The organism is Pseudomonas sp. S2_F07, from assembly GCF_054668325.1.
Window position 1 is genome coordinate 396539 of record NZ_CP162758.1, and the last position, 25272, is coordinate 421810.

The following is a 25272-nucleotide window of genomic DNA, read 5'->3' on the forward strand; positions in this document are numbered from 1 at the left end:
GCTACCTGCGGCCGCGTGAACGAGGAGTTCGACCATGTCTTCTGTCCCCAATACTGCCGCCGTGGAAAAAGGCACCGCGCCCAAGGGCGCCAGCCTGGTGCGTGACGTCAGCTTGCCTGCGCTGGTACTGCACCGCGATGCGCTGGAACACAACATTCGCTGGATGCAGGCGTTCGTCAGCGACAGCGGCGCGGAACTGGCGCCCCATGGCAAAACCAGCATGACCCCGGCGTTGTTCCGTCGCCAACTGGACGCCGGTGCCTGGGGCATCACCCTGGCCAGCGCCACGCAAACCCGGGCGGCCTACGCCCATGGGGTACGCCGGGTGCTGATGGCCAACCAATTGGTCGGCACGCCGAACATGGCATTGATCGCCGACCTGCTGGCCGACCCGACGTTCGACTTCTATTGCATGGTCGATCACCCGGACAACGTCGCCGACCTCGGCGCTTATTTCGCCTCCCGTGGTGTGCGCCTGAACGTCATGATCGAATACGGTGTGGTGGGTGGACGTTGCGGTTGCCGCAGCGAGCAGCAAGTGCTGGATCTGGCCAAGGCCATCGGCGCACAACCGGCGCTGGCCCTGACCGGGATCGAAGGCTACGAAGGCGTGATCCATGGCGATCACGCGGTGACCGGCATTCGTGATTTCGCCGAGTCACTGGTGCGTCTGGCGGTGCAATTGCAGGACAGCGCAGCCTTCGCCATTGCCAAGCCGATCATCACTGCATCGGGTTCGGCCTGGTATGACCTGATTGCCGAGTCCTTTGAAGCACAGAACGCCGCCGGGCGCTTCCTCAGCGTACTGCGTCCCGGCAGCTACGTGGCTCATGACCATGGCATCTACAAGGAAGCGCAGTGTTGCGTGCTCGACCGTCGCAGCGACCTGCACGAGGGCCTGCGTCCGGCGCTGGAAGTGTGGGCGCATGTGCAGTCGCTGCCGGAGCCGGGGTTTGCGGTGATTGCCCTGGGCAAGCGCGACGTGGCCTACGACGCCGGTTTGCCGGTGCCATTGCTGCGTTACAAGGCAGGCACCGTGCCGGCCAAGGGCGATGATGTGGGCGCCTGCAAAGTGACCGCGGTGATGGACCAGCATGCGTTCATGACCGTGGCGCCGGGGGTTGATCTGCGGGTGGGCGACATCATTTCGTTTGGTACCTCGCACCCGTGCCTGACGTTCGATAAATGGCGTGTTGGCTGCCTGGTGGATGAGCAACTGAACGTTATCGAGACCATGGAAACCTGTTTCTAAGACTGAAACCCGCGGCGCGGCTTTCACGAGCAATCCCGCTCCTACAGGGTTTGTGTACACCGAAGATCCAATGTGGGAGCGGGATTGCTCGCGAAGAGGCTCTACCAGACAAAAGAGAAATCCGCGTATGAACACCATCAACACCCTGGGCCCCCATACTCCACGCATCGCCCTGATCGGCGAATGCATGATCGAGTTGCAGCATCGCGCCGACGGCAGCCTGCAACAAAGTTTCGGCGGCGACACCTTGAATACGGCGGTGTACCTGTCCCGGGAACTGGCAGAGGACGGCTGCGTGGACTACGTCACCGCCCTGGGCGATGACAGTTTCAGCGACGCGATGTGCCAGGGCTGGGCGGCGGAAAACATCGGCCTCACCATGGTTCAGCGCCTGCCCGGACGCCTGCCGGGCTTGTATTGCATCCAGACTGACGCCGCCGGTGAGCGACGTTTTCTGTACTGGCGCAATGAAGCGGCCGTCCGCGATTGCTTCACCACCCCGGCCGCCGCGCCGATCCTCGCGGCGCTGCCGGATTACGACGTGCTGTATTTCAGCGGCATCACCCTGGCGGTACTCGGCGCGCAAGGTCGGGAAAAACTGCTGGAAACCCTGATCGAAGCCCGCCAGCGCGATGCGCGGATCGTGTTCGACAACAACTACCGGCCACGGCTGTGGGCATCGGTCGAGGATGCACAAGCGGCGTATCGCTGCGTGCTGTCACACGTCGACCTGGCGTTGCTGACGGTGGAGGACGAACAGGCGTTGTTCGGTTATGCCGATTGTGACGCGGTGTTTGCCGCGTATGCGCAGATCGGTACGCCGGAAGTCGTGCTCAAGCGCGGTGCCCAGGCGTGCCTGATTCGTTGTGATGGTGAGTCATTCGAGGTGCCGGCGCAGAAGGTCGAGCGGGTGGTGGACACCACGGCGGCGGGGGATTCGTTCAGCGCGGCGTATCTGGCTTCGCGGCTCAAGGGCGGGAGTCCTGCGGACGCCGCCGAGGCCGGGCATCGGCTGGCGAGCCGGGTGATTCAGGTGCCGGGGGCGCTGATTCCGAAGTAAGAGGTGAATGGCCGCTGGCTGCGCCAACGGATCGCGAGCAAGCTCGCTCCCACAGGGATTAGTGAGTTGCAATAGATAGCAGCCACACCGACTACCTCTGTGGGAGCGAGCTTGCTCGCGATGGGGGCCGAAAGCCAACCACTCAATCCCGGTAAAACACCTGCACCAGGTGATACCCGAACTTGCTCTTGATCGGCCCATGCACCACCCGCAGGGGCTTCTTGAAGATCACCGCATCGATCACGCCGACCATCTGCCCCGGCCGCACCTCACCGAGATCGCCGCCGCGCTTGCCCGATGGGCAGGTCGAATACTTCTTGGCCAGCACATCGAACGCTTCACCCTTGGCGATACGTTGTTTGAGCTGCTCGGCTTCTTCCGAGGTTTTCACCAGAATATGGCGGGCTTGAGCTTTCATTGGCGGTACCTTGCAACGGTGGTGGCTATGTGGGTGGCAGCGGGGGCGCGCGATTATGCCTCAACTCAGTCCGGTTGACTGATCATCGTGCGAATCTTGTTGGCCAGCAGGTCGATGGAAAACGGCTTGGTCACCATGTCCATGCCTTCTTCGAGGAAACCCTGGCGCTCGGCGGCGATCTCGGCGTAACCGGTCATGAACAGCACTTTCAGTTCAGGACGATGCTGGCGGGCGATTTCCGCCAGTTGGCGGCCGTTCATGCCCGGTAAGCCGACGTCGGTCACCAGCAGGTCCACCCGCAGGTCCGACTCCAGCAGCGGCAGGGCGCCCTTGGCATCTTCGGCTTCATGGGCGCGGTAACCGAGCTCCTTGAGCAGGTCCAGCACCAGCATGCGCACCGCCGCATCGTCCTCGACCAGCATCACGGTTTCGCCGGCAATCGCCGCCGGTGCCTCGCTGATGACAGGCGACAAAACCTGTTCCGGTTCGGTTGAATGCAGGCGCGGCAGGTACAAGCGCACGCTGGTGCCCCGTCCGGGGAGGCTGAACAGGTTGACGTGGCCCCCCGTTTGCTGGGCAAAACCGTAAATCATCGACAAGCCCAGACCGGTGCCCTGGCCGATGGGCTTGGTGGTGAAGAACGGGTCGAATGCCTTGGCCAGCACCGAGGGCGTCATGCCGGTGCCGTTGTCGCTGACGGCAATCATCACGTAGTCGCCGGCCTTGACCGGTTCCAGGGTCGTGATGTCGCTGCCGTCGAGGTACACATTGGCGGTTTCAATCTGCAACTGGCCGCCATCGGGCATGGCGTCCCGGGCATTGATCACCAGGTTGAGCAAGGCGTTTTCCAGCTGGCTGACATCGGTGCTGACCCGCCAGATGTTCTCGGCCAGTTGCAGGTTGAGCTCGATGTGGTCGCCCTTGGTACGACTGAACAAGTCTACGAGCGAGTGAATCAAGTCGTTGGGGTTCAGCGGCTTGCGGTTGAGCGACTGACGTCGGGAAAACGCCAGCAGGCGATGGGTGAGGGCGGCGGCACGGTTGGCCGAGGACACGGCCGCTTCGGTGAATCGGCCGATCTCGCTGGTGCGGCCGTCGGCAATGTAGCGTTGCATCAGGTCGAGGCTGCCGATGATGCCGGTGAGCATGTTGTTGAAGTCATGGGCGATGCCGCCGGTAAGCTGGCCGACCGCTTCCATTTTCTGCGCATGGCGCAAGGCCTCTTCGGCACGCTCGCGCTCGAACATCTCGCTCTGCAAACGCTCGTTGGCCTCGGCCAATTGGCGGGTGCGGGCGGCAACCCGTTCTTCAAGGGTTTCGTTGAGGTTGCGCAGGGCTTCTTCGGTCTTTTTGCGTTCGGTTTCGTCGATCACGAAGATGTAGAAACCGTTCACCGCGCCATCCGCGCCGTGGCGTGGCAGGTAATTCATCAAGGCCTGGCGGATGCTGCCGTCGCGGTGCGGCGTGCTGATGCTGAAGCAGCAAGGCCGGCCGGACAGTGCCTCAGTGATGTACGGGGCGCGCAGTGCATAGGCTTGTTCGCCAATCACTTCAAGAATGGTTCGCCCGTAAAGCTCTTGCGGCGTCAGCCCGTACCAGTCCAGGTACGCCGCATTGTTCAGGCGAAAGCGTTCTTCACGGTCGACGTAGCTGATCAGGATCGGCATGGCGTTGATGATCAGTTGCAGCTCGGTCTGGCTCTGGCGCAGGGCCTGTTCGGTGTGTTTGCGCTCGGTCAGGTCCAGCGCCGCGCCGAGGAAACGCATCGGCCGGCCATGGTGATCCTTGTAGCAGCGTCCGCGGGCGAATACCCAGCGCATCTGGCCGTCGGTTTGCAGCAGGCGATATTCCTCGGCGTATTCGCTGCCTTGGGTGATGCAATGCTTGATGCTGCGGGCGATCAGGGCACGGTCTTCGGGGTGTACGCCGTGCAGGTACTCACTGATCGGCAACTGACTGGCCATGGCCGGGTCGATGCCGTGCAACTGGGCAAAATGCGCATCGGCGATGAAACGGTCCTCGCTGATGTCCCAGTCCCAGGTGCCGACCGCATCGGTGGCGGCAAGGGCCAGTTGCAAGCGTTCCTCGGTTTCACGCTGGGCCTTGAGGCTGGCCGCCGAGCGCTGTTCGAGTTCGAGGGCGATGCGCCGGCGTTCGTTGGTTTCAATGGCGGTGACCAGGATCCCGGCCACTTCGGCACTTTCGTCGCGGATCGGGCTGTAGGTCAGGTCGAGCCAGAAGTCCGACTCCCGGTCCCCGCGTTGCAGGGTAAAGCGCTGCTCACTGTAGGTTCGCACCTGACCTTGCAAGACGGCGTTGTAGATCGGGTCGGTAAAGTCTTGCAACTCTGGCCAGATCAGGTGCGTCGGTTGTCCGAAAGCGTGTGGATGCTTGCTCCCGGCGAGCAGGGCGAAGCCGTCATTGTAGATCTGCGTCAGTTGCGGGCCCCATAGCAACAGCATCGGCATCGGTGAGTGAATGACGATGTCCACGGCGGTTCGCAGGCTTTGTGGCCAAGTGCTGGCGGCGCCCAGCGGGCTGCTGGCCCAGTCGATTCGGGCGATCAAGGCCTGGGCATCGCTGGCGGTTGGTGTTGCGTTCATCAAAGAGTCCTGCACGTGAGTCGCTTTGGCTGACGTCTATTCTTGCACAGGTGGTTGAAGCTGGAGGATTCGTCGGCGCGAGTGGTTCAGAGACACCGATTCCACAGGGATTTGCGTGGTGCTTCAAGATTTGAGTTCGGGCCGGTCACGAAATTGCTCCAGCGCTTCGGGATTGGCCAGAGCATCAGTGTTTTTCACCTTCTGCCCATGCACCACATTGCGCACCGCCAACTCAACGACCTTGCCGCTGATGGTCCGGGGAATGTCCGTCACGGCAACAATTTTCGCCGGTACATGGCGTGGCGTGGTGTTGGCGCGAATCGTCTCGCGGATCTGCTGTCGCAGGGCTTCGTCCAGCTCGAGCCCGTCGCGCAAGCGTACGAACAGCACCACTCGCACGTCGTCCTGCCACTGCTGACCGATGGCCACGCTGTCGAGTACCTGGGGGACTTTCTCCACCTGACGATAGATTTCCGCCGTGCCGATGCGTACGCCACCGGGGTTGAGCACGGCATCGGAGCGACCGTGGATCATCATCCCGCCATGGGGCAATTGTTCGGCGTAATCCCCCTGGGCCCAGACGCCGGGGAACAGGCTGAAATAGGATTGGCGCAGTTTCTCGCCATCGGGGTCGTTCCACAGGCCAATGGGCATCGCCGGGAAATGCCGGGTGCAGACCAGTTCGCCCTTTTCACCAATCACCGGGTGGCCTTCGTCGTTCCACACTTCGACGGCCATGCCCAGGCTCTTGCCCATGATTTCGCCGCGACGCACGGGCGACATCGGGTTGCCATTGACGAAGCACGAGACGATGTCGGTGCCGCCGGACATCGAGGCCAGGCACACGTCAGCCTTGAAGTCGCGATAGACGTAGTCGTAACTCTGCGGCGACAGCGCCGAGCCGGTGCAGAGCAATGTCTTGAGGCTACCCAGGTCATGACTTTCACGGGGCTTGATACCGCTGCTTTCCAGGGTCGCGAGGTATTTGGGGCTGGTGCCGAAGACGCTGATGCATTCGTCGTCGATCAGGTCGATCAGGCGTTGCGGTTCGGGCTGGAACGGTGAGCCGTCGTACAGCACCACGGAGCTGCCTGTCGCCAGCGCCGACACTAGCCAGTTCCACATCATCCAGCCGCAGGTGGTGTAGTAGAACAGCCGTTCACCGGGGCCGAGATCGCCATGCAGACCGTGTTCCTTGACGTGTTGCAGCAACACGCCGCCGGTGCTGTGGATGATGCATTTGGGTACACCGGTGGTGCCGCTGGAGTAGAGGATGTACAGCGGATGGGCGAAAGGCACCGGGACGAAATCCGGTTCGTCGCCAGGTTCGTAGAAATCGTCCCAAAGCGTCACGTTGGCCTGGGTATGGAATTGTTCGATGTGTGCGTGTGGACGTGCGTAAGGCACGACGATCAACTGTTGCAGCGACGGCAGGCGCTGGAGGATTTCGTTGACCTTGGCGGTCTGGTCGATCTCTTTGCCGGCATAGCGGTAGCCGGCGCAGGTCACCAGCACTTTCGGTTCGATCTGGCCGAAACGGTCAACCACCCCTTGGGTGCCGAAGTCCGGCGAAGAGCAGGACCAGACGGCGCCAAGGCTGGTGGTGGCGAGCATGGCCACCAGGGTCTGCCAGGTGTTGGGCATGCAGGCGGCGACCCGGTCGCCCACAACGACGCCGGCGGCGATCAAGCCATTCTGAAAGCCGGCGACCTGTTCGGCCAGTTCAGCCCAGGTCAAATGTTCACGCTGACCGTTTTCGCCGACGGCTATCACGGCGATCGCATCATCGCGACGCTGCAGCAGGTGTTCGGCAAAGTTCAGCGTTGCGCCGGGGAACCACTGGGCGCTGGGCATCCGCGGGCCTTCGAGCAGCACGGCGTCGGGTTGCTCGTGGAAGCGGATGTCGAAGAAGTCGACGATGGCCTGCCAGAAGTCCGGCCGTTGATCGATGGACCATTGGTGCAGGGCCGGGTAGTCGTCGATCTTGAGGTGATGCCGCTGATTGATGAAGCGCCGAAAGGCCTCCATGCGGGTCTTGCCAATGCGTTTGGCGTCGGGTTGCCAGAGGATGTCGGACATGGTTTGCCTCTTTTTGTTGGCGAGTGCTGCGCACTCGATCGCGAGCAAGCTCGCTCCCACAGACACCACAGAACCTGTGGGAGCGAGCTTGCTCGCGATGAACGATAACGCGGTCTGGCAGATGATCACTGCGCCAACCACCCACCATCAACATTCCACGCCGCGCCGCGTACCTGGCTGCCGGCTTCGCTGCACAAAAACAACACCAGTTCACCCAGTTGCGGCGGTGTCACGAACTCCAGTGATGGCTGCTTTTCAGCGAGCAGATCATGCTGCGCCTGCTGCGGATCAACCCCGCTGGCGGCACGATCATCAATCTGCTTTTGCACCAGTGGCGTCAATACCCAGCCTGGGCAGATCGCGTTGCAGGTGACCTGGGTGGTCGCGGTCTCCAGCGCGACCACTTTGGTCAGGCCGATCACCCCGTGTTTGGCGGCGACATAAGCTGACTTGCCCACCGAACCGACCAGGCCATGCACCGAGGCAATGTTGATCACCCGACCCCAGCCCTTGGCACGCATGCCCGGCAGGCTCAAGCGGGTGCTGTGGAACACCGACGACAGGTTGATGGCAATGATCGAATCCCAGCGCTCCACCGGGAACTCGTCCACCGCTGCCACGTGTTGAATGCCTGCGTTGTTGACCAGAATGTCGACGCCGCCAAACTCACGTTCGGCGTAGGTGATCATGTCGGCAATTTGTGCCGGATCGCTGACATCGGCGGGGTGATGGCCGACCTTGCCGCCGAACTGTTGCACCTGGGCGATCACTTGGGAGGCATCGCCAAAGCCGTTGAGGATCAGGTTGGCCCCGGCCTTGGCCAGGCTGAGGGCGATCCCCAGGCCGATGCCGCTGGTGGAACCGGTGACCAGTGCGGTCTTGCCCGAAAGAGTCGTCATGAATACCTCACACAATGCCAGTGGCGTAGAAAGTGCCGATCACCACGAAAACCGCCAGGGTCTTGATCAGCGTAATACAGAAAATGTCTTTGTAAGCCTCGCGGTGGGTCAGCCCGGTGACCGCCAGCAGGGTGATCACCGCGCCGTTGTGCGGCAAGGTGTCCATGCCGCCGCTGGCCATCGCGGCAACCCGGTGCAGCACTTCCAGCGGAATGTTCGCCGCATGGGCGGCGCTGATGAACTGTTCGGACATCGCCGCCAGCGCGATGCTCATGCCGCCCGAGGCGGAACCGGTGATGCCGGCCAGCAGGGTCACGGTAATCGCTTCGTTGACCAGTGGGTTGGGAATGCTCTTGAGCCAGTCGGCCAGCACCAGAAAGCCCGGCAAGGATGCGATCACGGCACCGAAACCATATTCCGAGGCGGTGTTCATCGCCGCCAGCAATGCTCCGCTGACCGCACTTTTACTGCCCTCGGCGAGTTTGCTGCGAATCGCCTGGAAGCCAAACACCAGCACCATGAGGATGCCGACCAGCAAGGCTGCCTGTACCGCCCAGATCGCAGTGAGCTTGGCGATTTCCGTGGTCACCGGCGCGGCCATGCCCGGTAGCGCCAGGCTGTGGGTCTTGCCGTACACCTGGGGAATCCAGTGGGTGAACAACAGGTTCATGATGCCCACCGCCAGCAGTGGCGAGAGCGCCAGCCACGGGTTGGGCAGCTTGAGGTCGGCGGCGGTTTCCGGCTCGTTGCGCAGGTCTGAACCATAGCCTTCACCGGCACGCTGCGCCTTGTTGCGCTGGCGCTGGAGAAACAGCATGCCGGCGCAGAACACGAAGATCGTGCCGATCACCCCCAGCCACGGCGCCGCCCAGGCGGTGGTGTTGAAGAAGGTGCTGGGGATGATGTTCTGGATTTGTGGCGTACCGGGCAGGGCGTCCATGGTGAACGAGAAGGCGCCCAGGGCAATGGTCGCCGGGATCAGTCGCTTGGGGATGTTGCTCTGGCGGAACATTTCAGCGGCAAACGGGTAGACCGCGAACACCACCACAAACAACGATACGCCGCCGTAGGTCAGCAGGGCACAGACCAGCACGATCACCAGCATCGCCTGACGGGTGCCGAGCAAGCGAATGGCCGCCGCGACGATGGAGCGCGAGAAACCGGACAGTTCGATCAGCTTGCCGAACACCGCACCGAGCAGGAACACCGGGAAATACAGTTTGATGAAGCCGACCATTTTTTCCATGAACACCCCGGTGAAAGCGGGGGCGACGGCAGACGGGTCAGTCAGCAGGACAGCGCCGAGGGCGGCAATCGGGGCAAAGAGGATAACGCTGTAGCCACGGTAGGCAGCCAGCATCAGCAGCGCGAGGGCTGCCAAGGCAATGATCACACTCATGGTGTGTCTCCTGGGTTGTTATTTTTGTTGGGTGAAGCCTGGTAGGAGAGGCGTATAGCGAGTTTTGTGCCAGATGCTTAAGATGTTGAAATACAAGGATATATTTTCAATATGATGAGCTTGTCAGATGGTTTTGTCTCTGGTTTGAGACTTGCTTTGGCAGTGCTGGCCTCTTCGCGGGCAAGCTCGCTCCCACAGTTGAACGAGTTGGTCAGGAGAGCAAGGTCTCCTGTGGGAGCGGGCTTGCTCGCGAAGGACTTTCTAACAATGGAGATTAATGTCTCTTTATTGAGACTCTACGATCCCCAGCGCCACCATCTTTTTGTACAACGTCGACCGCCCAAGGCCCAATCGTGCTGCTGCATCAACCACCTTGCCCCCGCATTGCGCGAGGGTGGACTCAATCAGTTGCCGGTCAAATCGCTCTCGCGCCGCACTGAACGTCTCATGGGCGATCGGTTCGATGGTCAAGGGCGCCACGCGTTCCACCGGCGTGAACGTACCAATCGCCGCGCGGATATCCGCTGTCGTCAGGCGCAAGTCATCACTGAGCAACGCGGCCCGCTCCAGCACATTGCGCAGCTCGCGGATGTTCCCCGGCCAGGCGTGTTGGCCCAACAGTGCCAGGGCTTCGTGGTGCAGTTCATGCTGGCTGCGCAGTTCTTCGAGAATCGCTTCACTGAGCGCCGGCACGTCATCGAGGCGGTCACGCAGGGGCGGAACCTGGATCGGCAGCACGTTGAGCCGGTAGTACAAGTCGGCGCGGAATTCGCCGCGTTTGATCGCGGCCTCAAGGTCCGTTGAGGTCGCGGCGATCACCCGCACATCGCTCTGGATCACTTCGTTGGAGCCCACCGGCTCGAATTCCTTTTCCTGCAACACCCGCAGCAGTTTGCTTTGCAGGGGCAGCGGCATGTCGCCGATTTCGTCGAGGAACAGCGTGCCGCCCTGGGCGATCTGCAATTTGCCGGCGCGGCCCTTGCGGTCGGCACCGGTAAACGCGCCCGGAGCGGTGCCGAAGAATTCGGCCTCCAGCAGCGATTCGGGAATCGCCGCGCTGTTGATACTGACAAACGCCTTGTGCGCGCGGGGCGATGCGTTGTGTATCGCCTGGGCCAGCAGTTCCTTGCCGGTGCCGGTTTCGCCGAGCAGCAATACCGGCGATTCGGTGCTTGCACTGCGTCGGGCACGGCGTTTGACTTCGAGGCTGGCGGCACTGGTGCCGATGAAGTGGGCGAAGTTGTATTTGGTCTGCCGCGCCCGCAGCAGCGAGCGGGTGGAGGCCAGTTCTTCCTGCATGTTCATGTAGCGCTTGAGCATTGGCGACAGGCTGCGCAGCTCGTCGAAGAGGGCGAATCCGATGGCGCCGATCACCACGCCGACATCGTCGTGAATCGGCAGGCGCATGACCACCAGCGGCTCTTTGGGGGTGTCTTGCATGTCCAGCAGAATCGGCCGGCCGGTGCGCACCACCTCACGCAGCAGGCTGCCGGGGATCACGCTTTCACAGGGCTTGCCGATCGCGACTTCGGCCGATTGCAGGCCGAAGCGCCGGGCATAGCGCTCATTCATCCAGACGATGTTGGCATCGCGGTCGACAATCACCGTGCCCTCACTCGATTGCTCGATGATTTCGAACAACGAACGGATCGCCAGCAGGCGAACGCGCTGGTAGTCCTTGAGGCTTTCGGTGGTGTTCATCGGTATTGATCCTGATTTCTTGTTGACTGTTCCGGCCCCATCGCGGGCAAGCCCGCTCCCACAGGATATGGGGTTGCCACCGATTTTGGGTACGACAAATACCCTGTGGGAGCGGGCTTGCCCGCGATGGCTGCGACACGGTTCAACTGCGTGGCGCGATTATGCCTGCCCCAACAGCGCCGCCGCCAACAGCTCCTTGGTGTACGGATGCTGCGGTGAGTCAAACACCTCATGGCTGGCGCCGCGTTCCACCACTTTGCCGTCCTTGATCACGATCATGTCGTGGGCCAGGGCGCGCACCACAGCCAGGTCATGGCTGATGAACAGATAGGTCAGCCCGTATTTTTCCTGAAGCTGACGGAGCAGGGCGACCACTTGTTTTTGCACCGTGCGGTCCAGCGCCGAGGTCGGTTCGTCGAGCAGGATCAACGCCGGCTTGAGCACCAGCGCCCGGGCGATGGCGATGCGTTGACGCTGGCCACCGGAGAACTCGTGGGGATAACGATGGCGACTTTGCGGGTCAAGACCGACTTCGTTCAGCGCCCGGATCACTTCGGCGTTGCATTCTTCTGTGCTCAGCTGGCTGTGCACTTCCAGGCCCTCGCTGATGATCTGCGCGACCGACATTCGCGGGCTGAGGCTACCAAAGGGGTCCTGGAACACCACCTGCATCTTCTTGCGCCACGGCCGTAGCTGTTTTTGCGTCAGGCCATCCAGCGCCTGGCCCTGAAAGCGGATACCGCCTTCGGAGTCGAGCAAACGCAGGATCGCCTGGCCCAAGGTGGACTTGCCCGAACCGGATTCGCCGACGATGCCCAGGGTCTTGCCGCGCTGAATATTCAGGCTGATGCCATCGACGGCCCGCAGCCAGGTCTTGCGCTGGAACAGGCCACCACCGACGGCAAACCGCACCTGCAGGTTGTCCACCTCCAGTACGTTTTCGCGCTCGTCCCGGGGCAAGGCTTCGCCCTCGGGTTCGGCGTGCAGCAATACGCAGCTGTAAGGGTGCTTCGGCTCAGTGAAAAGGACTTCGCAAGGCGCCTGCTCGACGATTTCCCCGGCCTTCATCACGCACACGCGCTGGGCGATGCTGCGCACCAGATTGAGGTCATGACTGATCAGCAGCAGCGACATGCCCAGCCGCTGTTGCAGGGACTTGAGCAGCAGCAGGATCTTGCGTTGCACCGTCACATCCAGCGCGGTGGTCGGTTCATCGGCAATCAGCAGTTCCGGCTCGCACGCCAGGGCCATGGCGATCATCACCCGCTGGCGCTGCCCGCCGGACAATTGATGGGGATAGGCCTTGAGGCGCTCCTCGGGTTTCTGGATGCCTACCAGGTGCAGCAATTCGAGGATCCGCGCTTGCGCCGCCTTGCCCGCCAGGCCTTTGTGCACCAGCAAGGTTTCACCGATCTGTTTTTCGATGCTGTGCAGCGGGTTGAGGGAGGTCATCGGCTCCTGGAAGATCATCGCGATGCGATTGCCGCGCAGTTGTCGCAACTTGCCGGCATCGGCACCCACCAGTTCCTGGCCGCGATAGCGGATGCTGCCCGTCGTCTCGGACTCGGTTTGCGGCAGCAGTTGCAGGATCGAGTGGGCCGTCACCGACTTGCCCGAACCCGATTCGCCCACCAGCGCCAGGCATTCGCCGGGGCGGATGTCCAGGCACAGATTGCGCACCACGGTCTGGCCGCTGAAGGCCACGTTGAGGTCACGGATTTCGATCAGGTTGGTCATCTCTACATTCCGAATCAAGATCGAGGATCAAAAGCGTCGCGCAAGGCTTCGCCAATGAACACCAGTAAAGAAAGAATCAGCGCCAGGGTGAAGAACGCCGTCAGCCCCAGCCACGGCGCTTGCAGGTTCTGCTTGCCCTGGCCGATCAGTTCGCCCAGGGAAGCGCTGCCGGCAGGCATGCCGAAGCCGAGGAAGTCCAGCGCCGTCAGGGTGGAAATCGCCCCGGTGAGAATGAACGGCAAGTAGCTCAAGGTCGCGTTCATGGCGTTGGGCAGAATGTGCCGCACGATGACCTTGCGGTCGGTCAGGCCCAGCGCACGCGCGGCCTTGACGTATTCCAGGTTGCGCCCGCGCAGGAACTCGGCGCGCACCACGTCCACCAGGGCCAGCCAGGAAAACAGCGCCATGATCCCCAGCAGCCACCAGAAATTCGGCTCGACGAAGCCCGACAGGATGATCAGCAGGTACAGCACCGGCAACCCGGACCACACCTCCAGCAGACGCTGGCCGAGCAAGTCCACCCAGCCGCCGTAATAGCCTTGCAGGGCCCCGGCGGCAATGCCGATCAGGGCACTGACAAAGGTCAGCATCAAGGCAAACAGGATCGACACCCGGGCCCCGAAGATCACCCGGGCCAGAACGTCCCGCGCCTGGTCGTCGGTGCCCAGCCAATTGACGCTGGAGGGCGGGCTGGGGGCAGGTGTGTTCAGGTCGTAGTTGGGTGTGTCGTCACTGAACGGAATCGGTGGAAACAGCAACCAGCCGCCATCCTTCTTGATCAGTTTCTGCACGTAGTCGCTGCGGTAGTCGGCCTGGAACGGCAGCTGCCCACCGAACGCCTGTTCGGTGTGGCGCTTGAAGACCGGGAAGTACCATTGGCCCTGATAGCTGACCACCAGCGGTTTGTCGTTGGCGATCAGTTCGCCGCCCAAGGTCATCAGGAACAGACCGATAAACAGCCAGAGCGACCACCAGCCCCGACGGTTTTTCTTGAAACGCTCGAAGCGACGACGGGCCAGCGGTGAAAGCTTGAGCATCAGGCGTTCCTCGCGGCGAAGTCGATACGCGGGTCGACCAGGGTGTAGCAGAGGTCGCCGACCAGTTTTATCAGAAGGCCGAACAGGGTGAAGATGAACAGCGAGCCGAACACCACCGGATAGTCCCGCGATACGGCCGCTTCGTAGCTCATGCGGCCCAGGCCGTCGAGAGAGAAGATCACCTCGATCAGCAGGGAACCGGCAAAAAACACACTGATGAACGCCTGGGGAATGCCCGACACCACCAGCAGCATGGCGTTGCGGAATACGTGCCCGTAGAGCACCCGTCGTTCACTCAAGCCCTTGGCCCGGGCAGTGACCACGTACTGGCGGGTGATTTCATTGAGGAACGAGTTCTTGGTCAGGATGGTCAGTGTGGCGAAGCCGCCGATCACCAGCGAAGTCACCGGCAACACCAGGTGCCAGAAGTAGTCGGCCACCTTGCCCAGGGTCGACAGTGATTCGAAGTTGTCCGAGACCAGCCCGCGAACCGGAAACCAGTTCAGCGAAGTGCCGCCTGCAAAGACCACGATCAGAAACATCGCAAACAGGAACGCCGGCATGGCATAGCCGATGATGATCGCGGTACTGCTCCAGATGTCGAAATGGCTGCCATGGTGCACGGCCTTGCGGATGCCCAGGGGAATCGACACCAGGTAGGTGATCAGCGTCGCCCAGAGCCCGAGGGAGATGGTCACGGGCATTTTTTCGAGGATCAGGTCGGTGACGGTGGCGCCACGGAAGAAGCTCTTGCCGAAGTCCAGGCGCGCATAGCTGGTGAGCATCAGCCAGAGGCGTTCGTGTGCCGGCTTGTCGAAGCCGTACTGTTTTTCAATGTCCTTGATCAGTTGCGGATCGAGCCCTCGGCTGGACCGGGACTTGCCGCTCATGGCTTCGCCGGAACTGCCACCAACCGCGGCGCCACCAATGCCTTGCAGGTGCGCGATGGCCTGTTCGACCGGCCCGCCTGGCGCGGCCTGGACGATGACAAAGTTGACCAGGAGAATGATCACCAGCGTCGGAATGATCAGCAGCAGGCGCCGCAATATGTAAGCCCACATCAGTGCGGCCCTCCGGGTTTGCCACGGCTGATACGCTCGGCCGTCATCTGTTGGTTGGTCAATGGCGTGGTGCTCATCTCCCACCAGCTTTCGATGGCTTCGTCATTGCTCGCTTGCACGTTCGGGATACCAAAGCGGTTCCACCACACTGTCGAGGTGCCCGGCGGGTAATAGTTGGGAATCCAGTAGTAATTCCATTGCAGTACCCGGTCCAGGGCATGGGCGTAGTGCAGCATGCCGGCCTGGGTATTGGCGCGGATCAGCCCGGTGATCAGGGTGTCCACCGCCGGGTTCTTCAATACCATGTAGTTGTTGGAGCCAGGGTCGGTGGCCGCCGCCGAACCGAAGTAATTGACCAGTTCGCCCCCCGGAGAGGTGGTGACCGGGTAGCCGGTGACGATCATGTCGTAGTCGCGGCTCATCAGGCGATTGACATACTGGGACGAGTCGATGCGGCGGATGTTCAGGTCGATGCCGATCTGTTTCAACGTGCGTTTATAGGGCAGCAGCAGGCGGTCCATGCCGTTCTGGCTGACCAGGAATGTGAAGGTCAGCGGCTCGCCGTCGGCATTGACCAATTGGTCGCCATCGGGTTTCCAGCCGGCCTCTTCGAGCAAGTCCAGGGCTTGCAACTGCTTGTCGCGAATCACGCCGCTGCCGTCGGTCTTCGGCGCTTCGAACACCTGCGTGAAGACTTCGTCGGGAATCTGCCCGCGCAGCGGTTCGAGAATCGCCAGTTCACCGGCATCCGGCAGTTGCCGGGCGGCGAGGTCGGTATTGGAAAAAAAGCTCTGCTGGCGGATGTACATGTCGCGCATCATCTGCCGGTTGCTCCACTCGAAGTCCCACAGCATCACCAGCGCCTGGCGCACGCGACGGTCCTGGAACATGGGCTTTTGCAGGTTGAACACAAAACCCTGGGCCGGCTGCGGCGCCTCGGTGGCGAGGTGGGCCTTTTGCAGGCGACCGTCGCTCAGGGCCGGGCTGTCGTAGCCGATGGAATAGCCGGTGGCGGAAAATTCGCGATTGTAGTCATAGGCGCCTCCGCGCAGGACCTGGCGCGCCACGTCGGTATCGCCGAAGTACTCGATGCTGAAATGATCGAAGTTGTACAGGCCGCGACTGACCGGCAGGTCCTTGCCCCACCAGTCGGGATTGCGCTCGAAGGTGATGCTGCGTCCCGAGTCGATCTTGCCGACTTTATAGGGGCCGCTGCCCAACGGCGCTTCATAACCACCGCCACCTGCGAAATCGCGGCTCTTCCACCAGTGTTCGGGAAATACCGGCAAGGTCGCGATGTCCAGGGGCAGGGTGCGGTTTTCGTTGTTCTTGAAATCAAAGCGCACAGTCAGTGGCGATTCCACTTCGACGCCTTTGACGTCGGCGAACTGGGTGCGGTAGCGCAGGCTGCCCTGGGTCATCAGCAGGTCGAAGGTGTAGCGTACGTCTTGGGCAGTAATGGGTTTGCCATCGGCAAAACGCGCCTTGGGGTTGAGGTAAAAGCGCAGGGACAGGCCGTCCTCGGAGCGCTCCATCTTCTCGGCCACCAGGCCGTACACGGTGTAAGGCTCGTCCAGGGAGCGCTGGGCCAGCGGTGAATAGAGCAAACCGTCGACCTGTGTAACGCCGATGCCTTTGTCGATGTAGGGCAAGACATGGTCGAACTGACCGATTTCGATCGCCGAACGCCGCATCGTACCGCCCTTGGGGGCCTGCGGGTTGGTGTAGGCGAAATGACTGAAGCCGGTGGGGTATTTGGCCGGTTCGCCGTACACGGTCATTGCCTGTTGCGGTGCCGCATTCACACCCGAGGCACCCATCAGCAGGGCCACGGCCGTGAACAGCAAGGTAGGGAAAGCCAGTCGCATTGTCAGCCTTAGAGCCGGGTAGTCGATAACGACAATTTGTACGCTAGCGGCGCGTCCCTCGCCAGCCGTATTGCGCATCACAAACACAACGGCCCACCAATAGGCGGGCCGTTGTGTGAATAGCTCAGGCGTCGATCAGTCCTGACGGCTGGTCACTTCCAGCAGGTGGAAACCGAACTGGGTCTTGACCGGGCCCTGGACCACGTTGAGTGGTGCGCTGAAGACCACGGTGTCGAATTCCTTGACCATCTGGCCCGGCCCGAACGAACCCAGGTCACCGCCCTGGCGGCTGGATGGGCAAGTGGAGTTTGCCTTGGCAACTTCGGCGAAATCGGCGCCAGCCTCAATTTGGGCCTTGAGTTCGTTGCACTTGGCTTCGGAGGCAACAAGGATGTGACGGGCAGTGGCTTTAGCCATGGGAAAATACTCCTTTCAATACTCGATAAAGTGCTGAGCCTACCGGATTCAGTGAGCGATTTCTCCTCAAAGTTCCGTTCCACGGGGGATCCACGGCAGGTGGGTGCTCAAAGGCCGGCGTCCCGCAAGCGCCTGGCATGCTGGACATACAGATCAATCGGGTCGACACCCCTACGCAGTTGCCCGGTCGGTTGGCCAATGGAGTCCAGGTGATCCAGCGCATAGTCGGACCGGATAACCGTGCCCAGATGGGAGCTGAAGCGACCGACCAAACCGTCGTTCTGTTCGCTTTCCGTGACGAAATAACCGGAAAGGGCCCGGCAAAAGGCGTTGAGCGGATCGAGCGCATAGCGCCCTTGTTCGAGAACATTCGCTGGCAGCACGCCGCTCCACGAGTAGTAACGAACACCGTTGACCTGTTCGCACCCCTTGCCACCCCAGGTGGTGGGCAGCCCTTGCGGGTATTTGTCGTTGAATGCGCCTACGCCTTCGGTGGTCAGCGCATTGAGGGCGGCAATGGCGTTTCGCGGTTGATACTGATTGTCGCTCAAGGTCGCGAGGAAGTCGGCGAACAGGGTCACCACCGTCTCGGCCACATGTTCCGGCAGGCATCCCGGTGTCAATGCCTTGCGCAGGAAGTCGGCCAGTTCCGAACCATGGTTCGGCCCGCTGACGGAGGTGACCGACGCCACGCTGTGTGGCGCAATCGCTGCGGCATAACGTGCGGCCAGTGCGCCCTGGCTATGGCCTATGAGGTTGACTTTGCGTGCACCGGTTCCTTCCATTACCCGCTCGATCTGTGCGAGCAATTGGTCTCCGCGTACCTCGTTGTCATGGATGGCCGACAAGTGGGGAACGAACACCCTGACTCCGGCGTTCCTCAGTGCCTGCCTGATGTCGTGAAAGAGCTCGAACTTGCCGATTTTTTCGAAGCCGAAAAGCCCGTGGACCAGCAGTATTGGGTAACGAGTGCTTGCATTCCTTTGCATGTTCATACCTTTACGCAGAAGTTCATTGGGACTGCATGGCGCTTCACTCTAAAACACTCGAGGTTGGCGCGATGTATGAAAAGTCCGCCGAAACTTGAGGAAAACGGAATAGAACAAGTGCGAATGCTCAAGAGCAGTTGAAGCCTTAGTCGGAATAGATCGAGGACTTTTCGCGGCAATCAGGTTGCTGCTGATCAAAGACCTACTTTGCATGTATCGATTTTCCGAGCAGGTCGGAGTGAGAGGCCGACATCACGACTGTTCGGCATGAGGTTAAATAGCCGTACGGAGCCGGCCACCTGTCCGGTGTTTATTCCAGGGAATGGAGCGAATGAATGACTGTTTATGAACCCGACACCTTGAATCTCGCCCAGCAACCATTGCCACCGCCGATCCTTGAGCAGGCGCAAAACGGCGTTCTCAATCCCTGTGAAAAAAAAGCCGTCATCAGGGTCCGGCCTTATCCAGGCATGACCTGCGGCGACAAATTGCTATTGAATTGGGCGGGGCTGGATGCCGATGGCCTTGCCTGCAATCACCAGGTGGCGCGTTTTGTCAGTGACGACCGGGTCGGCGAGGACATTATCTTTGCCGTGGGTAGCATGCATATCGAGGCGCTTGAGGGTGGTTCACTGGAAATCGGTTACTCACTCACCAGTACCCGATTGGCCGAGCCCGTGCATTCCCGTCGATTGCAGCTCAGTGTCGGTGATGTGCAGTGCGACCTGTTGCCCGCGACGGTGAGCGATGCGGTGGGGAGAACGCTTGATCCGGATCGGGTGAAGGAAGGGGCGATCGTTACGATCAAACCCTATGCGCGCATGGCGGCGGGCGACTGGGTGTTGCTGACCTGGGCGGGTGTTTCGGTTGAAGCAAGTTTCAGTGATGCACTCAAGGTCGAGGCTTTCGCTGTGGGGGAGGAACTGTCGTTTTGGGTCAGTCCGGAGTGCATTGCGCTCAACCTGGGCTCCTCGGTGTCCGTCGACTATTGCGTCAAACAGGCGGGGCAGGGGCCTCGTTATTCTGAAGTAACGGCACTGATGGTTGGCATCCTGGAGCGGCGGCCACTGCGAGCACCCACTGTGCTGGAAGCCAACGAGGGTTGGGTGGATCTGCAAGATGCGCAGGATGGCGTGTCCGTCGTCATCGAAAACCCCAAGGCTGATAAAGGAGAACGGATTTGCCTGACATGCGACGGGGAGAAATTCAATCACTGTGACGACCGCGTAATAACCAGGGACATCGCGGGTGAGCCATTGGTGTTTATCGTTCCCTACCCGTTCTGGAGGGAACATCGAGATACTGCGATCCGTGTTTCCTGTTCAGTCGAGCGCCTTGACGGCACCCGTCAGCAATCGGGGGTGACACTGGTTCAGGTGCAGTCCCTGATGGGACATTGATTGCCATTTGCCCTCCAGTCTTTCCATGAAGGCTGGAGGGCGCACGGAGGATGCTGATTATCGGGCGTTGTTCGCCGCTCGCAGTCGGTCTGCGGCTTCAAGTAACAGTTGTTCTGTGCCTCAAATACATCCTTGAACACGGCTTGCAATCGACCATGATTCGAGTCGGATCCCGAGTCTGGTCAGGTCGCTTTTTGCCTGGGCGACCGCGTGGTCAGTGTTCCGTGGCGATGTCCTATGAGGTTGACTTTGCGTGCACCAGTTCTTTCCAGTACCCGCTCGATCTGCGTAAGCAATTGATCATCAAGTACTTCGTTGTCATAAGTGGCTGATGCGCAGGGAACGGACACCCTTGCTCCGGCGTTCCTCCGCGTCTACCTGGTGTCGTCAAAGACCTCGAACTTGCCGATTCATTCGACGCCGAAAAGTCGTGGGTCAGCAGTATTGAATAACAGGTGTTTGCATTCCTTTGCATATCGCACATCTTCGCAAACATTCGTGTGAGTGGTATTACGCCTAACTCTAAAGCCATTGACGGAAATGGGGTATACGAAAGTTTCATGAGTTTTGAAGAAGGCGGAAATCAGTAGGTACATTCGAATTTATGGACGGTCTTCGCCGAAATATCTCGACGTAATTCGTTGGGTAGAAAGTTGTAAGGCGTTAATTCCTACCACATCAATATCAATATTCCCTGTAGTACTTAGTGCTCTTCTGACATCACAAGATTTTTTTATGACGTTCAATAGGCCTCGTTCGATGTCGATTGTTGGATGGCGAACTTTCAATGGATTGATGGGAGAAGTTACACATGGCAGATGATGGATTTGTTCGAGGCGAAACTTACTACATTAAACCTACGCACATTGTTGCTGGGCGTCAGCAAACCTTCGGTCCTGGTGGTGGCGGTGGTTACAGCGGAAATAATGGTGGATGGGGGTTGCAGGACGGGCCACGTAGAGGGGAGGGAGGTCCAAGTGGAATTCGGGATGTCGCGTTGCCAAACGTTATGGCCGAGTTTATGAACGAACAAGTCTACAGTCAGCAGCAGATTGATAATGAATACAATGCACGATTCAATACACTCATCACCGATACCGCGCGTGAATTAGAGGAAAGAAAAGTCGCTGCAAAAAGCGCTCAAGTTTTAGCACCCTCAGAATCTGCTGCCGTAGACCAACAGGTCACCCTGGAATTTATTGACTCAAAAAAGAAGCAATACATATCCATTGTGCCAAATATCTACGGCCTTTATGGTCAGAGTCCATTCTTTATGATGGGGGTGCTGCCGCGTCAGAAAATGCGTGAATTTCTGAACTCCGGTAGCGCCGACTCCCAAGCTCTCATGAGCCTGTATTCCATGTTTGACAACGTCTATAAATCTGCATTGGAGCTCAAAGCGCTTTCGCTCTCGGTGGATATTCTGGCTGGCAAACTTGCCGAGCTAGCTAACAGCAGAAGCCAAGCGGAGTCGGTTGTTCCTCTAGATGGCGCCGCATGGTTCGCTGTGCAGAATCAGCGACTTAGCATTATTGGTTTGGAACTGGATATTCACGCTCAGCAACTTCCCGAGTTTCTTCAAACAGAGCTCGTTGCTGCGGCAGGTTCCCTGACTGGCATGACCCAAACTCAAGTATTGTTACATTACAAGGCGACGCTAGAGCGTATGGCTTCGACCAAAATGGCAGAGATCAGACCTGTCGTTGCACCGCCTCCATTCAAAAGAGGTGGTGTAACCATCAATTTCACAGCGGCGAACCCGAAGATCAGTTCGCCATTGAGCAAGCCTGAATTAGAGGCTCTCAATGAGTTGGTATATCTGCAAACCCACACCCCGATTGGGACAAAGTGGCTCAGCTACCACGACGCCTTGTTGAAGGCCGAATCTGCAAGACACCTGACTTCAACTTCAAGTGCCTTGGGCGGCTTGGCCGAGCGGTCGAATGAAGCTGAACAGATCCAGAGTGCAATCAAGTTTACCATGGATTTTTATAAGGAGGTGAGTGAGCGATTTGGTGTAAGAGCCGAGGCGCTGGCGAAAGAACTTTCGAAAAATGCCAAAGGGAAGACGATTCGTAATGCTGGTGAGGCAATAAAGGCTTTTGATCAGTATAAGAATGTTTTGAGCAAGAAGTTTGGAGTCAAGGACCGGGAAGCGATTGCTCGGGCTCTTGACGCTCTAGATAAAGATGTGATGTCTAAAAACCTGACGGCATTCGGTAAAGGTCTGAAGGCTATTAGTAACATCACTGATCTTTTCAGCTTGCTCGCTGAAGCGAAAACATCATCTAGGAGTGGTGATTGGGTGCCATTTTTTGTAAAAGTTGAGTCTTTAGTTGTGGGTAAGGGTGCAACCACTCTGGTAGCGTTCATGTTTGGCCTGACGGCCGCGACACCCTTGACTATTCTGGGATTTGCATTGCTAACGGCTGTGATGGGGGCATTGATTGATGATGCACTGGTGGGCAAGATCAACGACTACGTGATAAATCTCTGATGTGTAAAGGGGGTGGCAGCTTTCACCCCCTTTTTAATATCATGAATATCAAGTAAGTGCTGCCCAGTGGGATGGCGAAGACGAGGCAAAAAAATATAAAAAGTGCATTTATTCCTGTAGAGTCTCCCTTGATAAAAAAATCCTTTCTCCAGAACTCCGGTCCTGTCAGTTTGTAGGCGCTGGCGGTTGTAAAGTACCTAGAGAGTGGGTATAGCAATGTGCTGAGTAGCATAAGTGTGACAAGTTTAATGTCATGGTAAAAAAGGTTGTCATCAATATAAAAAGCAGCACTAGCTGTAATTAGGTACAGTGCGCTCAATAGTAAGTGTTTAGTGAAATATTTTTTATCCATCCTTGACCTCGTTACTGCTGATGATAATGCGCTGTGCCTGCTTGAATCGAGCTGGCGTTACTTTTTTCTTACTCTGTAGATTTGCTTCCATGCATAATCATTCAGATTTTTTTCGTCAGAACTCTTGTGCTTCAATCGTCGTCCAAAAGCATTCACGAATGCAGCATCTAAACGTTACAAATTGTACGGGGAGCGAGGAACTCAGCTTGCGCCGTAGAGGGCGCAAGGGAGCTCAACACCAGAGCGATTGTTAAGTGCGAATTTGTTTCCGCAATCTATCCGCTGCATCGCGCAACAACATTTCCGTCCCGGACCAGCCAAGGCAGCCATCCGTAACTGACACGCCATACTTCAGCGGTGAACTCAACGGCTGGCAGCCCTCGAACAAATGGCTCTCGATCATCATGCCGATCAGCGAACGATCACCTTGCAGGCGTTGTTCAAGTACATCCTGGAACACGGCTGGCTGGCGCAACGGGTCTTTGCCGCTGTTGGCGTGACTGCAATCGATCATGATTCGAGGCGGAATCCTGAGCTTGGTCAGGTCGCTGTTCACCTGGGCGACGCTGGCGCTGTCGTAGTTCGGCCCGCGATGGCCGCCGCGCAATACCAGGTGTGTGTCTGCATTGCCCGGGGTTTGAATGATCGCCGGATGTCCCTGGCTATCGACACCGAAATGGCGATGAGGATGAGCGGCGGAGCGCATGGCGTCGCTGGCGACACCGACACCGCCGTCTGTCCCGTTCTTGAACCCTACAGGCATGCCAAGCCCGCTGGCCATTTCCCGGTGGATCTGCGACTCCGTGGTCCGGGCGCCAATCGCCACCCAGCTCAACAGATCGTCGAAGTAGCCGGCGGCCATCGGTTGCAGCAGCTCAGTGGCAACGGGCAGGCCCAGGCGGAGCATTTCGCGCATCAGCTCGCGGGACAACGTCAGGCCGGCGGCCATGTCATCGCTGCCATTGAGGTGCGGGTCGTAGGCCAGGCCTTTCCAGCCAACCGTGGTGCGGGGTTTTTCGACGTAGGCACGCATCACCAGCAGCATTTCGTCGCTGACTTCGGCGGCGAGGCGGGCAAGATTACCGGCGTATTCGAGGGCTGACTTTGGATCGTGTATCGAGCAGGGGCCGACGATGATCAGCAGTCGGGAATCTTCACCGTTGAGGATCGCGCGAACCGCCTGGCGGTGGGCGGCGACTTGCCGGGTCAGGGCGTTGCCGAGGGGCAATTGCTGTTTGAGTTGCAATGAGCTGGGCAGGCGCAGGGTCAGCGCTTCATTGGCAGGGCTCATGGTGGACAGCGGCAGTGCGGAGACGGACGAGTTCATATTCAAGGCTTCCTGGGCTGGTGGCGGGTTCGTGCCCGCGCGCTCGGCCCTACTGGGGTGTTCGACAATTGGCCGGATTGGCTGCGTGTGTGTGCTTGCCACCTGTGGGTGACCGATCGGAGGCGGCAGGCTGTCCCGAGCGGAGGGTGGTAAATCGCCAGGCGGTAAAACTGTCGTAACGGTAATAAGTGGCGTAGTTCATGTTTTGAATCCTCTGAATGTCTGGTGTGTCGCTAAAAGTGTTGGGGCTGAAAAAACAAAACCCCCGGTCGGGAGGCCGACCGGGGGTTGAGAATTCTCTGGTGGCGACCCGTTTGAAGTGGGCGCCATGTGGGTATCAGGCGCGCCAGTGGCTAAACCAATACCCAAAATAAAAGCTGACCGGAGTACAACCGTCGTTCACCCGGGCAGCCGCAACCGAGCGCGGGGCGCTGGCGGTACGAAGCTGTAAGAGGGCGTTGAACATGGTCTGTCTCCGATGGATGGTCCGAGCTTACTAGAGGCCGGTACGCAGATTCAATCAGAAAATGCTATCGGCCAACGATGGCGCTTTCTATTGCTTGAGTGCCCCCACGGTTGTGACACACTTTGCGCTGCAACAACAATCCTATCGTCACAAGGACGCACATGACCCTCGCTGTGGAATTGGAATGATGGAGCGCCAATGGCGCCCGGCAACACCGGATGACCTGGAATTCGCCCGCGAACTGACCTGCAGAAGCATGCTGCGTTACTACATTGAGCATGAACTGTTGTGGCAGGACGAAGCGTTTGACGTGGCCTGGGCCGGGCGGGACAACCGTTTGATTACATCGGGCGACGGAGTGCAGGGCTATGTCAGCCTGAGTCGTGATGCCAGAGCCTTGTATATCCGCGAATTGCATATCGTCGACGCGTTTCGTGGGCAGGGCACTGGATCCTGGGTGATCGATCAGGCATCGGCTCTGGCGCGCCAGGAGCGGCGACCGGCATTGCGCCTGACGGTTTTCGAAAACAATCCGGCGCGAGCGTTGTACGAGCGCAAGGGGTTGAGGGTGGTGGGCAAGGACGAATGTTTCCTGAGGATGCAACTGGATATCCCCGGGCTGGATCGCTGCAACACGCTTGCGACAAGCCTTTCAAGATGAATTGAAACTTTTAATCTGACGCTTTCCGCTAGGTCTGCCAGAAGCTTTT

Annotated in this window: 18 protein-coding genes; 5 read left to right on the forward strand and 13 right to left on the reverse strand. The window is 59.4% G+C overall.

Going from position 1 to position 25272, the window contains the following annotated elements:
- Positions 1 to 34: 34 nt before the first annotated feature.
- Both AB4O40_RS01700 and AB4O40_RS01705 read left to right on the forward strand, forming a co-directional pair.
- A complete protein-coding gene (locus tag AB4O40_RS01700; protein WP_056724423.1) occupies positions 35 to 1252 on the forward strand; it encodes an amino acid deaminase in 1218 nt (405 codons plus the stop codon).
- 127 nt (positions 1253 to 1379) lie between these two features.
- Complete coding sequence (locus AB4O40_RS01705; protein ID WP_056724425.1) at positions 1380 to 2312, forward strand: sugar kinase; 933 nt, start codon at positions 1380 to 1382, stop codon at positions 2310 to 2312.
- A gap of 142 nt (positions 2313 to 2454) precedes the next feature.
- Here the strand turns inward: AB4O40_RS01705 and AB4O40_RS01710 are convergent, their stop codons facing one another.
- The 12 genes from AB4O40_RS01710 to AB4O40_RS01765 all read right to left on the reverse strand — a co-directional run bounded on the left by AB4O40_RS01710 (position 2455) and on the right by AB4O40_RS01765 (position 18520).
- Positions 2455 to 2730, reverse strand: coding sequence for a peptidylprolyl isomerase (locus AB4O40_RS01710; RefSeq protein ID WP_007898282.1), 276 nt, complete (start codon positions 2728 to 2730; stop codon positions 2455 to 2457).
- 65 nt (positions 2731 to 2795) lie between these two features.
- Complete coding sequence (locus tag AB4O40_RS01715; protein ID WP_460056461.1) at positions 2796 to 5333, reverse strand: PAS domain-containing hybrid sensor histidine kinase/response regulator; 2538 nt, start codon at positions 5331 to 5333, stop codon at positions 2796 to 2798.
- Positions 5334 to 5456: 123 nt separating this feature from the next.
- Positions 5457 to 7412, reverse strand: coding sequence for an acetoacetate--CoA ligase (locus tag AB4O40_RS01720; RefSeq protein WP_460056458.1), 1956 nt, complete (start codon positions 7410 to 7412; stop codon positions 5457 to 5459).
- Positions 7413 to 7537: 125 nt separating this feature from the next.
- The gene (locus AB4O40_RS01725) at positions 7538 to 8311 is read right to left on the reverse strand and encodes a 3-hydroxybutyrate dehydrogenase (RefSeq protein WP_056724432.1); all 774 of its coding nucleotides are present in this window, start codon (positions 8309 to 8311) and stop codon (positions 7538 to 7540) included.
- A 7-nt stretch (positions 8312 to 8318) separates the two neighbouring features.
- Complete coding sequence (locus tag AB4O40_RS01730; protein WP_007974692.1) at positions 8319 to 9710, reverse strand: GntP family permease; 1392 nt, start codon at positions 9708 to 9710, stop codon at positions 8319 to 8321.
- 285 nt (positions 9711 to 9995) lie between these two features.
- The gene (locus tag AB4O40_RS01735) at positions 9996 to 11411 is read right to left on the reverse strand and encodes a sigma-54 interaction domain-containing protein (RefSeq protein WP_460056453.1); all 1416 of its coding nucleotides are present in this window, start codon (positions 11409 to 11411) and stop codon (positions 9996 to 9998) included.
- Between the two features lie 159 nt (positions 11412 to 11570).
- Positions 11571 to 13148, reverse strand: coding sequence for an ABC transporter ATP-binding protein (locus AB4O40_RS01740; RefSeq protein ID WP_414914340.1), 1578 nt, complete (start codon positions 13146 to 13148; stop codon positions 11571 to 11573).
- Positions 13149 to 13162: 14 nt separating this feature from the next.
- On the reverse strand, positions 13163 to 14185 hold the full coding sequence (locus AB4O40_RS01745) for an ABC transporter permease (protein ID WP_056724439.1): 1023 nt from the start codon (positions 14183 to 14185) through the stop codon (positions 13163 to 13165).
- Positions 14185 to 15246: a microcin C ABC transporter permease YejB gene (locus AB4O40_RS01750; protein ID WP_056724441.1), complete on the reverse strand. Its 1062-nt coding sequence runs from the start codon at positions 15244 to 15246 to the stop codon at positions 14185 to 14187. The genes AB4O40_RS01745 and AB4O40_RS01750 overlap by 1 nt, the downstream gene beginning before the upstream one ends.
- Positions 15246 to 17114 carry an extracellular solute-binding protein gene (locus AB4O40_RS01755; RefSeq protein ID WP_460056448.1) on the reverse strand — a complete coding sequence of 623 codons (1869 nt, stop codon included), beginning with the start codon at positions 17112 to 17114 and terminating at the stop codon, positions 15246 to 15248. Before AB4O40_RS01755 ends, AB4O40_RS01750 begins: the two co-directional genes overlap by 1 nt.
- A gap of 135 nt (positions 17115 to 17249) precedes the next feature.
- Positions 17250 to 17531, reverse strand: a complete 282-nt coding sequence (locus tag AB4O40_RS01760) for a peptidylprolyl isomerase (protein ID WP_008051985.1) — start codon at positions 17529 to 17531, stop codon at positions 17250 to 17252.
- 107 nt (positions 17532 to 17638) lie between these two features.
- Positions 17639 to 18520, reverse strand: a complete 882-nt coding sequence (locus AB4O40_RS01765) for an esterase/lipase family protein (RefSeq protein WP_414914342.1) — start codon at positions 18518 to 18520, stop codon at positions 17639 to 17641.
- Between the two features lie 335 nt (positions 18521 to 18855).
- On the opposite strand from AB4O40_RS01765, the gene AB4O40_RS01770 reads away from it, so the two are divergent.
- Both AB4O40_RS01770 and AB4O40_RS01775 read left to right on the forward strand, forming a co-directional pair.
- Positions 18856 to 19920, forward strand: a complete 1065-nt coding sequence (locus AB4O40_RS01770; RefSeq protein WP_460056443.1) for a hypothetical protein — start codon at positions 18856 to 18858, stop codon at positions 19918 to 19920.
- A gap of 811 nt (positions 19921 to 20731) precedes the next feature.
- Positions 20732 to 22417: a colicin-like pore-forming protein gene (locus AB4O40_RS01775; RefSeq protein WP_223542761.1), complete on the forward strand. Its 1686-nt coding sequence runs from the start codon at positions 20732 to 20734 to the stop codon at positions 22415 to 22417.
- Between the two features lie 602 nt (positions 22418 to 23019).
- On the opposite strand, the gene AB4O40_RS01780 is transcribed toward AB4O40_RS01775, so the two are convergent.
- Entirely contained in the window at positions 23020 to 24096 is a 1077-nt protein-coding gene (locus AB4O40_RS01780) for a 3-deoxy-7-phosphoheptulonate synthase (RefSeq protein WP_056724452.1), read from the reverse strand.
- A gap of 653 nt (positions 24097 to 24749) precedes the next feature.
- Here AB4O40_RS01780 and AB4O40_RS01785 point away from each other — a divergent pair.
- Positions 24750 to 25223 (forward strand): GNAT family N-acetyltransferase, encoded by a 474-nt coding sequence (locus AB4O40_RS01785; protein ID WP_223542811.1) that lies wholly within the window; start codon positions 24750 to 24752, stop codon positions 25221 to 25223.
- The last annotated feature ends 49 nt before the right edge of the window (positions 25224 to 25272 follow it).

Excerpts from the sequence above, each read along its gene's own strand:
- AB4O40_RS01700 (WP_056724423.1), top strand. The coding sequence starts at position 35 with ATGTCTTCTGTCCCCAATACTGCCGCCGTGGAAAAAGGCACCGCGCCC.
- AB4O40_RS01705 (WP_056724425.1), top strand. The coding sequence starts at position 1,380 with ATGAACACCATCAACACCCTGGGCCCCCATACTCCACGCATCGCCCTG.
- AB4O40_RS01710 (WP_007898282.1), bottom strand. The coding sequence starts at position 2,730 with ATGAAAGCTCAAGCCCGCCATATTCTGGTGAAAACCTCGGAAGAAGCC.
- AB4O40_RS01715 (WP_460056461.1), bottom strand. The coding sequence starts at position 5,333 with ATGAACGCAACACCAACCGCCAGCGATGCCCAGGCCTTGATCGCCCGA.
- AB4O40_RS01720 (WP_460056458.1), bottom strand. The coding sequence starts at position 7,412 with ATGTCCGACATCCTCTGGCAACCCGACGCCAAACGCATTGGCAAGACC.
- AB4O40_RS01725 (WP_056724432.1), bottom strand. The coding sequence starts at position 8,311 with ATGACGACTCTTTCGGGCAAGACCGCACTGGTCACCGGTTCCACCAGC.
- AB4O40_RS01730 (WP_007974692.1), bottom strand. The coding sequence starts at position 9,710 with ATGAGTGTGATCATTGCCTTGGCAGCCCTCGCGCTGCTGATGCTGGCT.
- AB4O40_RS01735 (WP_460056453.1), bottom strand. The coding sequence starts at position 11,411 with ATGAACACCACCGAAAGCCTCAAGGACTACCAGCGCGTTCGCCTGCTG.
- AB4O40_RS01740 (WP_414914340.1), bottom strand. The coding sequence starts at position 13,148 with ATGACCAACCTGATCGAAATCCGTGACCTCAACGTGGCCTTCAGCGGC.
- AB4O40_RS01745 (WP_056724439.1), bottom strand. The coding sequence starts at position 14,185 with ATGCTCAAGCTTTCACCGCTGGCCCGTCGTCGCTTCGAGCGTTTCAAG.
- AB4O40_RS01750 (WP_056724441.1), bottom strand. The coding sequence starts at position 15,246 with ATGTGGGCTTACATATTGCGGCGCCTGCTGCTGATCATTCCGACGCTG.
- AB4O40_RS01755 (WP_460056448.1), bottom strand. The coding sequence starts at position 17,114 with ATGCGACTGGCTTTCCCTACCTTGCTGTTCACGGCCGTGGCCCTGCTG.
- AB4O40_RS01760 (WP_008051985.1), bottom strand. The coding sequence starts at position 17,531 with ATGGCTAAAGCCACTGCCCGTCACATCCTTGTTGCCTCCGAAGCCAAG.
- AB4O40_RS01765 (WP_414914342.1), bottom strand. The coding sequence starts at position 18,520 with ATGCAAAGGAATGCAAGCACTCGTTACCCAATACTGCTGGTCCACGGG.
- AB4O40_RS01770 (WP_460056443.1), top strand. The coding sequence starts at position 18,856 with ATGACTGTTTATGAACCCGACACCTTGAATCTCGCCCAGCAACCATTG.
- AB4O40_RS01775 (WP_223542761.1), top strand. The coding sequence starts at position 20,732 with ATGGCAGATGATGGATTTGTTCGAGGCGAAACTTACTACATTAAACCT.
- AB4O40_RS01780 (WP_056724452.1), bottom strand. The coding sequence starts at position 24,096 with ATGAACTCGTCCGTCTCCGCACTGCCGCTGTCCACCATGAGCCCTGCC.
- AB4O40_RS01785 (WP_223542811.1), top strand. The coding sequence starts at position 24,750 with ATGGAGCGCCAATGGCGCCCGGCAACACCGGATGACCTGGAATTCGCC.